Below are 13342 nucleotides of genomic sequence, written 5' to 3'. Positions count from 1 at the left end.
CGTGACAAGAACGCCTCTTAGTCCGGCGGTATGTAGCAGCGCGAGCGTTGCCTTTGTAGCGCATCTGGCCACAATGGCTCCCACTCTTACGTCCTGGCGTGAGACCATCACGGTCGTCTTCAACGCCGCGTTCGCTGTCATGATCGGGCACATCCTGTTCCCCTTGTTCCCGCCGGCGGGCCGCGCCGTCCGGGCGGTTGTCGCAAGGACGGGCCGAGTTCTCGCCTCTCCGCTACGCTGGGTCACCGTCCGTTGCTCGGCCAGTGTCCACATACAAATCGGAAGGTCGGAGCGCGACCAAGCGCCAGACGACGACCAGAGCCGGAACGCGTCTGCGTTCAAGGGGCGCCGGGCGGACAAGCGCTAGACGAGTAAGTCCTAATCCTGGTCAGTGGTCGTAGGCGATCAGGGACCTGGTCAGGGGTTGTCCGGTGGTGCGGTTGTGCCAGATGGCGGCGGTCATGGCCAGGAGTCGTTGTGCGACGCGGGCGGCGACGCCTTCGATGCTGCGGCCGCCGTGTAGCTCGAGGTCGAGTTGGCCCTTGAGCGTGTCGTTGACCGATTCGATGAGTTGCCGGATCGGTTTGAGGAGGTGTTCGTCGGGGCGTGGGGTGCGGTTGCGGTAGGAGGGTCGTAGCAGCCGCACTCCGCGTTCGGCCAGCCAGCGGTCCAGCTCGGCGGACACATAGCCCTTGTCCGCGATGATCAGCAGGCCTGGGCGTTCGGCCAAAAGGTCCGGGTCGTGTTCGAGGACCGCGGTCAACACTTGCCGTTCGTCGATCTTGGGGTTGGCCAGAGCCCAGGTGACGGGTAGGCCGGCCGGGGTGCAGATCAGGTGTAGCCGCAGGCCCCAGAACCAGCGCGAGTGCGATGGGCAGTAGCCGTAGCTGGCCCAGCCCGCTAACCGTGAGCGGCGCGCGGTGGGCCGGGACCGGCCGCACTCGACCGGGGTGGAGTCGACCACCCAGGTCGAGTCGGTCCACAGGTCGGTGTCCGCGGCCACCGCCCGGATCGCCCTCTTCAGTAGCGGCACGGCGGCGCGTAGGCGCTTGTTGTAGCCGGACTGGCCCGGCAGATAGGGAAACGCTCCGGGCAGATGCGCGGGGACGAACCGCAGCCAGCGGGCCTCGGAGCGGATCCCGAGCAGCACCTGGGCCACCGCGAGGGTCAGCAGCTCGGCATCTGACAGCTTCGGTGGCCGACCGGACCTGCGGGGCCGCCCCAGCCAGTCGTCGATCTTCACGTACAGTGCGGTGAGAAGGGTGTTGATGTCTGTCGTCACAAACGGATCATCAACACCCTTCGCTGCGTTCGCAGCCCCGGACCGACTTAGGAATTACTCGTCTAGCTGTACTGCCCAGGGACGTTGGTTGAGGACGTGTGATGACACGACGTAGATAGACGTGATGACGAAGGCCTCCGGTTGTGGAGTGGAGCTGTCCAGAAACCGCTCCGCCAACCAGGAGGCCTTCGTGTCCACGCTAATGCCGCTTTGACTCCTCTGGGCCTGACCCGCTTTGACGGACATCCGAGATCAGGGGCCGGGAGGTCCCGGGAGGATGTCCAGCATCATGGAGAGCATGGGTAAGAAGCGGCCTCGGCCGCGCCGGTCGTTCACGGCGCAGTTCAAGGCCGAGATCGTGGAGTTGTGCCAGCGTGGGGACCGCACGATCGGGCAGGTCGCGAAGGACTTCGACCTGACTGAGACCGCGGTGCGGGATTGGGTGAAGCAGGCCGAACTCGACATTGGAACACGCAGCGACGGGCTGACCAGCGACGAGCGGGCGGAGCTGGCGCAGCTGCGCAGGGAGAACCGCAGGCTGCGCGAGGACGTGGAGATTTTGAAGCGGGCTTTCTTCGTGAGGGAGACCCGGTGAACGTGTATCCGTTCATCGAGGCGGAGCAGGCCTGCCGGCGCAGCGTGAAGCGTGCGTGTGAGCTGATGCAGGTCTCCCGGTCCGCCTACTACCAGCACTTGCGCGGTGAGCGGTCCGAGCGGGATCGCGTCGACCAGGCGCTGACCGAGAAGATCACCGCGGTGCACGCGATGTCGAAGGGCACCTCGGGGCGCCGCGGGTACACGTCGAACTCGCCGCGGCCGGGCTGCGGCACGGCCGTAAACGCGTCGCCCGGTTGATGCGCACTACCGGGATCGCCGGGAGGTGCCCGCGCCAGTGGCGCACCACCACCGTGCCGGACCCGTCCGCCGCAGCGCGTCCTGACCTGGTCGGCCGTGACTTCGGCACGGACGCGGCAGCCACGGACACCCGCTGGTGCGGGGACATCACCTACATCAACACGTGGGAGGGTTGGCTGTATCTGGCAACGGTCATCGACCTGGCCTCCCGGCGGGTCGTCGGCTGGGCCGTGGCCGATCATCTGCGCACCGACCTGGTCAACGCCGCCCTCACCGACGCCATCCGCCGCCGCCGACCCGCCTCGGGGCTGATCTTCCACTCCGACCGCGGCTGCCAATACACCTCCCGGGCCTTCGCCGAGGCCTGCACCACGGCGGGAGTCCGGCAGTCGATGAGCGCGGTCGGAAGCTCCGCCGACAACGCGGCCGCGGAATCGTTCAACGCCACCTTCAAACGCGAGACCCTCCAAGGCCGCCGCGCCTTCACCGACGAACGCCAAGCCCGACTCGCCGCATTCCGCTGGCTGCACCGCTACAACACCGTCCGACGCCACTCCCGGCTCGGACAGCAATCACCGACCACCTACGAAAGGACCACCCAGCCGGCACCGGCTACGCTGGCCCCGGCCGCATAACCCCCGTGTCCAAGATCAGGGGGCAAGCCCCGAAGGTGTGGATGCTGTTGTCGTGCAGCCTGCCCACGCTGCGCAGGTGATCGATGCGCCGGCGGCCGGCTTTGCGGATCTCGGCCGGCGTGACGCAGTGGGTCAGCAGTGTCAGATCGGGCTCGTTGGTGGCATCGATGACGCGTTCCAGACCGGGGTAGATGGAGGCGAGCAGGTCCCGCAGCCGGCCGATGCGCCGAGGTCACCGATTCGATAGCCTCATAAAACCCGTCGCCGCCCCGGCTGTCGCTACTGCCAGCCCAAGGCCCCCACCGCCCGTCCCCTCCCCATCCAGCCTTGCCGTCCGTAGAGGTTTGTCGATGACCCGTCGCCGCTACATACCCGCCCGCCCACCCCGCTCCGCTCGCCACCATATCCACCCGCCCGCGATCCAGTGCCCGGACGGCTGGCCCGACGGTACGGCGATCCGCAACCTGGTCGACCTCGACGCTCTCGTCGCCGCGGCCGCCGAGCTGGTCACCGCCGACAACGTGTACCACCTCATGCAGCGCATCCCATCGGGGTTCCGCCAGCTCATGCTGCGCGAGATCGGCCTGCAGCAGGCCTCCAGCATCAACCGCGGCATGGCAGGCATGGTGCTGGCACGCATCCGCAACGACCGGAGCCCGGCCGACTCGCAGCTGCTGAGCATGTTGACCCAGCCGGCGCTCAAGCTCCTGGATCTGCCGCTGAATGCGACGCAGTGGACCGACCTGATCGGCAATGACCCGCACCGGGCGGCGCAGGCCCTCGACGCCCATCCGCACCTCGTCGGCACCCTGGCCACCGTGACGGGCATGGCAGCGCCGCTGCGCACCGCCGCACTGGCCTCCGCGATCGCGCACAACGCGGCCGCCTCCGCCGTCGCGCTGGTGCTGCTCGCCGTCGACGATCCGGACTGCGCCCAGGCTCACGAACAGCTGGCCGGGCGTTTCCCGCAGCTGCCGCCGGTCCCCGCGCGCGACCTGACGGACCTGCTGCGAGCGGCTCAGGATTGGGCGAGCGACCCGGAGGGACCCGAGGAGGAGGTCGCCATGGACGACTCCCAGGAGTGGCACCAGGTCGCCCACGGCTTCGGCCTGGAGCCGGACACCGGAGGCGATCCGACCAGCGACTCCGGCACCGACGCCGACGACGGGCTGCGCGCGCTGGCTCTGCAGCTCAGCCCCGGGCACGACGCCGACGTTGGCGAGATCGCCGACGTGGTCGCCCGCATCACCGAGGTCTGGGACGACATGGTCGAGCACGCCGAGGCCGTCGTCGACGCGCTGCGGCTCGGTACGCTGCCCGACGACGAACACTTGGCGGCGCTCGCCGGGTTCGGGCCGCTGGTGCGGCTCGCGGCCGATCGCTGTGGCGATCTGCTCGATCAGGACGTCGACGCGGTCCGTGACGAGCTGGCCGCTGCCGCGGAGGACCTACGCGACCACGCCCTGCCGAGGCCCGAACTGATGGATCTCACCGAGCTGCAGGCGCCGCCCGCCGTCGAGGCGGCCGCCGAGGCGGCCCGAGAGCTGGCCCGCCGTGCACTCGATCCACCCCCGGCCGGCGCTGGAGCCGGTGACGACGTCGATGTCGAGGCGTTGCGCGCGTTGCACACGCTCATCACGGGGGCGCGTGACCGCCGGGTCGGGTACCCGGTTGACGAGGCAGTTCTCGTCGCCGCCGATCAGTTGGTGCGCGACCGGCTGCCGTCGGTGGCGCCGTTGTTGGTACCCATCCTGCTGGGCAGCGTGACGCTGCCCGAATCACCACAGATGGAGCTTCCGCTCTGTGACACCACCGACTTGGATGGGTCGGACAGACCCGACACACCCGACGTGGCCGGTGCGGCGCCGCAGCCTTTGCCGAAGGCCGGCACGGCCAAGGAGGTCACCGCCACAACGGCACAGGTCACCAGTGTGACCGCCACCGAATCGCCGGACACCAGGCCGGCGGACGTGCACGACGGGCACTTGATCCCGACCCGGACCGCCGCCCGGGACCTCGGTGCGGAGACCGGACCAGCCAGCGAGCCCGCCGCTCCGCCAATGGCGACCGGCGCGGACGAGGAGGCCGCCCTCGCGTCGCTGCTCGCCGGTGCCCGCGACAGCCTCTCCGCACTCGCGCGCCGGCGGCCGGAGCAGCCGCCCGCCGAGCGCGTCCCCGAGGCTGGCCCTGCGCAGCGACCCGCCGCCACAGCCACCGGGGCGCCAGCCGGCCAGGCCGCACCGAGCGGCTCCGTGACCGACCGCCGTACGGCCGCCGTCACCGACCCCGGCCGCCAGGTCGGGCCCCATGCCACCACCGTGCCGACCGACCGGCAGAACACCGCCGCCACGCACGAGCACACTCACGAGCCTGGTGCGGACAAACGTAGCGCGGACGAACGCGGCGCCGTGCTCGAGGCCCGGGAAGCGCAGGCGGCGCTGCTGGCCGCCGGCCGGTTCGGGCTCGCCGCCGACCTGCTGGAGGCCGCCGGGGCCGCGGAGGCCAGCGTCGCCGCCCGCCGCGGGGTGGCCTACGCGACGGCCCTGCGCTACCCCACCGGCGCCCTGGCCAGCGCCTTCAGCGCCGTCGCGACCACCCTCACCCGCGACAGCCTGGCCGATGACCGGAGCGGTCAGCTGCTCGCGTGGGCCGCCGCCGCCCGCCTGTGCCTGCTGTCCCCGTCCGCCGGTCCCGCCACCGTGCTGTCCGACCTCGCCCCCGTCGTCACCGGCAGCGATGCACTCACCGAGGTGGGCGCCGCCCTGATCGAGGCCAGCCGCGCCGGGGTCGTCGTGCTGCCCGAGACCGCCGACGCCGTCGGCTCCCTGGCCGCCCACGAGGCACAGGCCGAGGCCGTCGCGAGCCAGGCCGCCGATCTGCTCGGCGGCGCCGCCAACCGGCCGTTGAAGTACGTGCCGGCCAACGCCGTCTACCAGTCTTGGATGAACCCCACCGGTCCGCTCGGTGAACTGCTCACCATGGTGGCCGCAAACGACGCCGCCCAGTTGGGCGCGGTCCGCGACCGCATCGTCAAGTTGCGCGGCAACGCCGAGCGGCACATCGAGGAAACGCGCGCCGACGTACGCAAAGGACATCAGCGGGAGAAAAAGATCGTCGCCGGTGCGCGGGACAACCTCACCACCCGCTACAACGACGTCATCGACCTGGCCAGCCGCTGGACCGAGGCGGCCGAGCGGGCCGAGCAGGCCGCCATGGATGCGCGCAACGACGCCTGGCAGACCCCGATGCTGCGCAAGATGCGCGGCCGACTCGCCCGCGTGCGTGAGCAGGCACTGACCGACCTCGCAGTCCTCTACGGCGACGTGCCCGACGCCCGACGCGACGAACTGTTTGCGGCCCGCACCGCTGCCAGAAGCCTGCTGGCCGACACGTTCGCGATCAGCAACGGTCGGGCGGCCGCTGGTGAGGAGGCGCCGCCCATGTATGTGGCGCATCACGAACTGCTCGCCACCGACCTCGCGCTGCGGCCGGGAACCCTCCTGCCCGACCAGGGGCTGACCCCCGACTGCCTGACCGCGTTGCTGCGAGTGGCAGGTGCACCGCCGGCTGACCCGCAGACGGTCTACGCCTACCGCGATGGGCGCGGCGACCACGACCTCACCGCCGTGCTGATCACCGGCGTACGGGCCACCGACCCGCGCACCGCCATCGCGCTGGAAAGGCTGCGCAACACCGGCGTGGGAGAGACCGCTATCGCCGTCGCCGGCGAGGTCAACGCGCTGATCCGCGCCATCGACGCGCAACGCATGACCGGCGGGCTGGACGACGGCCCCTACAGTGCGCTGTCCAGCCGCGCGCAGGACCTCCACCGCCCCGGCCGCACGGACTTCGGCCGCATCCGTGACGAGGCAACCGCGATCGGCGGGGACCTCAAGATGCAGCTGCAGAAGAAGGTCGACCATACGGTTGCCCGAATCACCCGGCGGGCCGCGGACGATCCCGCCGTCGCGGAGATCGCCGACGAGCTGATCGGCTTCGCCCGCGTCGGGCAGATCGCCAGCGCCGAGGAGTACCTGGAGCAGGGAACCCTGCCAAGGACGGCCAACCGGACCGACCACCTGGGGCAGTTCTTCCCCGCCGTGCCCGACCTGTACGCGGCCGTCGCGGACCTCGGCGATCAACTGCGCGACGCGCTGGCGGGTCACGCGGCGGCGAGTCCGGCGGTGCGGAAGCTGGCCGGGTACGCCCACACCGACCTGACCACACTCAGCCAGGAACGCCGGGCCGCCGGGGTTCGCGCGCTCAACAGCTTCGCCGCGCTCGCCCCCCGGCGGCGCGACAAGCCGGTCGAGATCCGCGGCGCCCTGCGCCAGGTCCTCGCCGAGGCCGGCCTCGAATTCTCCGACGCCACCGTCGCCCCCGAGGTGCGTGGGGCCGCCGGCCGCCGTTGGGTCACCCTCACAGGCGTCAGCGGGCTGGGTGAGGCACTCGTTCCCCTGCTCGGCTCGGCGATGAGTCCCGACGGCGGCACACTGCAGGTGCTCGTCGTCACCAACGCCCCCAGCCCCGCGACCGTGCTGGAATGGGCCACCGCCCAGCACGGTGGCGACACCACGGTGCTGGCAGTGTGGACCGGCCGGCCGCTGACCGGCCCCCAGCGGCGCGCCATCGCCGACGCCGCGCGCGGACGACCCACCCCGCCGGTGCTGTTCCTTGACGCTGCGGCCCTGGGCTACCTGGCCTGCCAGAGCGAACCACGGCGGGCCACCTTCGGCGCGATCAGCCTGCCGTTGACCGCGGTCAGCCCGTTCCGTGACACTCCGGGCGACACCGCGCCAGAGATGTTCTACGGCCGCGCCACGGAGATGCAGGCCGTGCTCGACCTCACCGGGCCCAGTGTTCTATACGGCGGTCGGCAGTTGGGCAAGTCCGCGCTGCTGCGCGCCGCCGCCGCGGAGTTCGAGAAGATGGGCGAGGGCCGAGTCGCCGTACTGGAGTCCATCTTCACTGTCGGCAGCGAGGAGACGCAGCGCGACGCCGGGCGCCTGTGGGCGGTGCTGTGGCCGCTACTGGCCCGCCGCGGCATCGTCCCGCCGAGCATTCCCACCGGTACCGGCACCGCGGACGCGGTCTACAGCCATGTGCTTGAGTGGACGCGCGCCGACCCCCGCCACGCGCTGCTGATCCTGCTGGACGAGGCCGACGTGTTCCTCGACGCCGACGCCGTCGGCAACCGGTTCACCCAGGTCGACTGGTGCCGTCGAATCATGCTCAACAGTGGACGGCGGGTGAAGTTCGTCTTCGCCGGCCTGCACCGCACCGCCCGGTTCGAGTCGCTGCCCAACCAGCCGCTGTCGCATCTGGGCCGGCCGCTTTCGATCGGCCCGCTGCGCCCGCAGCATGCACACGACCTGCTCACCGAACCGTTGGCCGCGATGGGTTTCCGGTTTGACGATCCGACCGCCGGCCCAGCCCGGGTCCTGGCGCTGGCCAACAACATGCCCGCGCTGCTGCAACTGTTCGGCCGGGCCCTCATGGCACACCTGACCGCCCGACCCGTCGACCCCGACGGACCACCGTCACTGATCACGGCCGACGACATCGAAACGGTCTTCGCCGACGCCGACCTGCGTGACGCGTTCCGCGACAAATACCAGCTGACGATCCGCCTGGACCACCGGTACATGGTGATCGCCTACGTGCTTGCCGAAGCCGCCTACGACCACGGAATCGACGCCAGCCTCAGCCTGACAGAACTGCTGGAATCCTGCCGGCAGGCATGGCCGGCCGGCTTCGCAGACATGCACACCGACGTCTTCCGCGGACTGGTCACCGAGTGCGTCGACCTGTCGGTGCTCGCCGAGGACAACGACCGCTACCGAATCCGCACACCAACCGTGTTGCGGCTGCTGGGCACCGAGGAACACGTCCTGGACGTGCTTTACACCCGCACCAACGACATGAGCGTGCCGTCGCCGACCGACGCGTCGTCCTACCGCAGTAGGCTGTCCAGCGGTACTCAGCGCTCCCCGTTCACCCAGCGTCAACTCGGCCAGCTCCTCACCCCGAACAATCGGGTGTGGGTGGTCACCGGCAGCGTCGCGCTCGGCGTCGACAAGGCCGCCACGGCGCTGGAGGAGGCGGCCGAGAAGGCCCGCGGACGCATCGACGCTGTGCGGCGGATGCCGACCGTGACCCCCGACGGGATCCACCGCGACCTCGGAAACGTCGTGGCCGGACGGCCTACCCTACTGATCGCCAACGCGTTGCGGCTGTCCCCCGATGCACTGGCGGAGCTGCTCGACGTCGCACGGACGGAGATGAAGGCCGCGGCGAGCCGCGACCGCCAGGTGTGCCTCGCCGTGATCGCGGGACCGGCGAACGCGGCCCAGTGGGTGTCCTGGCCGGACCGTATCGAGCTGGGCCGGGTCGACCTGCCTGGACTGCGCCTGTGGATGGAGGAGGCGGGGCTGCCGTTCCACGACGACGAGACCCTCGCCGCGCTGCGTGACGCGACGGGCGGATGGCCGTCGGTCATCGCTCGGGTGGAGACGCTGCAGAGCAGCGACCGTCCGGTGGAAACCGCGCAGCGCCTGCTCGACGAGGTCGGCGGGTACCTGGCCGGCCACGGCGCAGTCGACCTCGCCCAGGCCACCGACCTGCACAGCGGCGCCCTCGCCGAGGTGTTCACCGCGGTCGCGGGACTGACCGCCGGCGAGGCGGAGGACCTCGATTCGCTCGCCGAACTGCTGGACATCGACGACGGTCTCAACCGAGATGCGGTCGCCTCCGCCGGGTTCACAAACCTGGTCGACGCGGTCATCGCGTTGCAGGCACTGGGCTGCCTGACCGGCGACGTCGAGGGCGGCCTGCGAGCCGAACCGGTCCTGGCCCGCGCACTCGCCACCGCGCACCGCCGCAACACCACCGGCGATGCAACCGGTACGCCCCTCCAGAGGCGGGCATGACCGCCCGGACGGCGACCACCGCCGATCACACCCGCCACCGCGACGGGCCGCTCGGCCCCCGGGTCCTCACCGTCCTCACCGCCGCGTGTCGGAAGATTGAGGCACTGATGCCCGACTACGCCGTGGACACCACCGCGCTGCAAACCAACCCGGGTGCGGTCGGGCAGCTACTCGACTGGCTCGTGCAACCGGCCGGCAGCCCGCTCCGGGCCGCCGCCCGCGTCGCCCTCGGCGACCTCACCGCCGACACACCGGTCGCGCTGCACGACCTCACCGCCAACGTCCTCGCCCAACCCGACCCCGACTCCGGCCTGGCCCTGACCCCGACGGCCGACACCATCCTGGCCGCCGCGCTCTGCGGGAACGACCTGGCCGACGCCAAAACCGCCGCCGGCATCCTGCGCCAACATCTCGACGAGGCACGGCGCAGCCGACGCCAGGCCCGCCGCCGCGCCGACACCCCACCCGAACAACGCGCCGCCGACCGCGACCGCACCCGACGCGACCAGTTACGCGACCAACTCCACCGGACCCGTGCCCGGGCCGACACCTTCGAAGCCGAGTGCGCAGACCTGCGGGCACAGGTCGAGGACCTGCACGCCAACGTCTCGGCCCTGACCCGTCGGTTGCAGGTGGCCGATCAGCGGCTAGCGGCCCTGCGCGCCGACGGACAGGACCCCCGGCATCTGGCCCGCGCCCTCGCCAACGCGCTGCGCCACGCGGAGAAGATCGACCGGACCGATCGCGAACACCGCCGCGACGTCCACCCCGCCGAGGCCGGGCCGCTGCCCGATCCACGTCGCGCCGCCACCTTGGCCGAGGCCCGCCGGCTCCTCGCCGGGCTCAGTGCCGCCACCACCGGCGCCGGCCTGACCGGCGACCTCGCCGAACAGGCAACCCACTGGCTTCCCGCACTGCTCGGCGGCCTGGCAGACCCCGGCACCCCCGCACGCGTCCTGCCAGAACGAAGCCTAAGCATTGACGTCCTCGGCGGCGGCACTGAGGTGGGCGGCTCCTGCGTGCTGGTTACCGCCGGCGGCACCCGGCTGCTCATCGACGCCGGAAGCCGGCCCGGAGGCGCCGACGCGACCAGCCTCGCACCCCGACGCATCGAGGAGGCCCTGGCCGGCCCGCTCGACGCGATCGTCATCACCCACGCGCACAACGACCACGCCGGATGGGTACCGGCCGTCCTGGCGCGCCAACCGCACGTACCCGTCCTGGTCACCGACGCGACCTCCGCACTGCTGGCGACAATGTGGGCCGACTCGGCGAAGGTCCTCAGCCGCCGAGCCCAGGACATCTGCAACGAAGGCGGCCAGGCACCACTGCCGCCGTACACCGGCGAGGACGTGCGCCGGGCACTCACTCAGCTGCGGGTCGTCGACATCGATGTGGAGCAGCGCATCGGACAGTTGAGCCTGCGGCTGTTCCCCGCCGGGCACATCGTGGGCGCCGTCGGCGTCGTCGTACGCGCCGGCGACCAGCGGGCGGTCATCAGCGGCGACGTCAGCGGACCCGGACAGCTCAGCGTCGGCGGCATCGCGCTACCCGACTCCGCCCGCGGTGCCGACCTGCTGGTCCTGGAGACCACCTACGCGGGCACGCCGAAACTCATCCCCCGCGAACTGGTGGTCCGCGACTTCCTGGCCGACGTGACCCAGACGGTGTCGGCAGGTGGCACGGTGCTGGTACCGGCGTTCGCGCTCGGCCGGGCGCAGGAGGTCGCGCTGCTACTGGCCAGGCACCTGCCGGAGGTCGACGTCCTCGTCGACGGACTCGCCCGCGACGTGTCCGAGATCTACACAGGCCGCACCGGCCCGGACGACGAACCGATCACCGTGTTTGGCGGACGGGTCCGGCCCGTGCCGCGCGGACAAACACGCACCCAGCTCACCCGGTTGCGGCCCGGCGTCGTGATCGCCACGTCCGGGATGCTGCACGGCGGCCCGTCGGTCGCGTGGGCGCGCGCGATCCTTCCCGACCCGCGCCACCGACTGATGCTGGTCGGCTACCAGGATCCGGACAGTCCGGGTGGGCGGCTGGCAGACCTGGCCGCGGCCGGTGGCGGCACCTTCGACCTGCCCGGCCCGCACGGCCGACTCGAACCGGTCACGGTCAACGCGCCGATTGGCAGCTACCAGCTCGGGGCGCACGCCAGCGCCGACGACCTTGTGGAGATCACCAGCCGGGTGCGGCCGACGGACTTAATGCTGGTCCACGGCGAGTTGGATGCGCAGCGGCGGTTTCTCGAACGTATGCGGCTACGCCGACAGCCAGCAACGCTGGCGGACCGGCCGTGGCAGGGATGACGATGACCGGCGGCATGGAAAGGAACGCTCGCCCGCGCCATCAAGATCCAAGCCGGCGGCCAAATGCACGCCGAGGTGATCCGCCTGAGGTGTCGCTGAGCGGACGTCGGCAACGGTCGGATTCGCAGACATCAACAGCGATCGGGACGGTCGGTCGAGAGAAGACGGGGAAGCCGCCGGTTCGAGCGACACGACGGCGGGTTGCGTCCCGTCGTACCGAACCGAGCTTTCCCCCTGGCTCGGCCAGAAGCCGGCGGTGCAATCCTCTCCCCCGCCGATCGTGTGTACGCCGACGATGCGAAAACGGCTCAGGGTGAGCGTGACCGCTCGTTGCCCTACTGCTGGGCACGACGACGGCGCTTCGATCCGAATCTGGTCGAGCCGGCGGTTCTGAACCGATCCAGCCGCTGATCACGGCCGTCATGGTGGAGCCCGCCATCCGCACCGTCGGTGCCTGGAACCGCGGCGCGTAGGAGCCGGAGGTGAACGACACCCAGCCGCCGACGCCTTCGGCCGGTTCCCAATCGGAGCCGTCGCCGCGGCGGATCGCCGCAAGGACCGGTTGGTCGGGACTACCGGAGATCTCGACGGTGAGAGCGAAGGCCGAAATCTCTGGCTGATCGGTCTTCTGCTCGTTGATCGAGATGTGAACGGTCAGCGAGGACTGCGGCGAGCCGTCGCTCGCGGCCGTGATCGGGTCTGGCTTGTACGTGCCCCCGGAACCACGGAGCAGCGCCTTGCCTCGCGACGACGGAGAGCGCGCCGCGCGAATGGAGCAGATGGGCGCCGGCGGCGACCGACCAGACCAGCGCGGCAAACGCGGCCGCGGCAACGACAAGGCGTCCAAACCACTGCGCCGCCAGCAAGGACGGAGGTCGCGGTGGTTCATGGGAGTCGGCCACCGGCGCACAATATCCACATCACGGGCGGTCCCACATGGACCGCCGGTGCGGACTGCGTCCGGCGATCGGACAGGTCATTGGCTCCCGGCTGGGCACCGCGTCGCTCGCGACACCGACGGCACCCCGCCCGAGCGGTGGCTGATCGCCCAGTGGCCCGACAACGAGGCCGAGCTGGTCAAGTACCGGCTGTCCAGCCGGCGCTGCCCCCTGATCGAGCAGGCAAGTTCGACCGCGTCCAGGAAACGCTTACCCGGCGGGCTCGCACCGCCACCTCAGCGAAACGAACGAGCCGTTCGCACCACCCCTACATCCCCAAGTGAGCTTCCCCCGGTTTCCCGGACGCCGCTGGCCCTACTCGGCATCACCTGACGACTTCGCCGGGGCCCTGGGAGCGTGCGTCGTTCCGTGAGCCCTCACGAACCTCTAC

6 protein-coding genes are annotated in these 13342 nt (G+C 70.9%); 5 read left to right on the top strand and 1 reads right to left on the bottom strand.

All coding sequences use genetic code 11. The annotated features are described in order from the left end of the window. Positions 1-388: 388 nt before the first annotated feature. The gene (locus Q2K19_RS22265) at positions 389-1282 is read right to left on the bottom strand and encodes an IS982 family transposase (protein ID WP_302763426.1); all 894 of its coding nucleotides are present in this window, start codon (positions 1280-1282) and stop codon (positions 389-391) included. Positions 1283-1559: 277 nt separating this feature from the next. On the opposite strand from Q2K19_RS22265, the gene Q2K19_RS22260 reads away from it, so the two are divergent. The 5 genes from Q2K19_RS22260 to Q2K19_RS22240 all read left to right on the top strand — a co-directional run bounded on the left by Q2K19_RS22260 (position 1560) and on the right by Q2K19_RS22240 (position 12013). Then, entirely contained in the window at positions 1560-1877 is a 318-nt protein-coding gene (locus Q2K19_RS22260) for a transposase (protein WP_302763424.1), read from the top strand. Beyond that, the gene (locus Q2K19_RS22255; protein WP_302763422.1) at positions 1874-2137 is read left to right on the top strand and encodes a hypothetical protein; all 264 of its coding nucleotides are present in this window, start codon (positions 1874-1876) and stop codon (positions 2135-2137) included. The genes Q2K19_RS22260 and Q2K19_RS22255 overlap by 4 nt, the downstream gene beginning before the upstream one ends. Beyond that, positions 2104-2772: an IS3 family transposase gene (locus tag Q2K19_RS22250; protein ID WP_302772705.1), complete on the top strand. Its 669-nt coding sequence runs from the start codon at positions 2104-2106 to the stop codon at positions 2770-2772. The genes Q2K19_RS22255 and Q2K19_RS22250 overlap by 34 nt, the downstream gene beginning before the upstream one ends. Before the next feature lie 350 nt (positions 2773-3122). Then, positions 3123-9701 carry a hypothetical protein gene (locus Q2K19_RS22245; RefSeq protein ID WP_302763419.1) on the top strand — a complete coding sequence of 2193 codons (6579 nt, stop codon included), beginning with the start codon at positions 3123-3125 and terminating at the stop codon, positions 9699-9701. Then, positions 9698-12013: an MBL fold metallo-hydrolase gene (locus Q2K19_RS22240; RefSeq protein WP_302763417.1), complete on the top strand. Its 2316-nt coding sequence runs from the start codon at positions 9698-9700 to the stop codon at positions 12011-12013. The genes Q2K19_RS22245 and Q2K19_RS22240 overlap by 4 nt, the downstream gene beginning before the upstream one ends. Positions 12014-13342: the final 1329 nt, after the last annotated feature.

It is taken from the genome of Micromonospora sp. NBRC 110009, assembly GCF_030518795.1.
Lineage (GTDB): Bacteria > Actinomycetota > Actinomycetes > Mycobacteriales > Micromonosporaceae > Micromonospora.
This window is presented reverse-complemented; position numbering and strand designations above follow the sequence as displayed.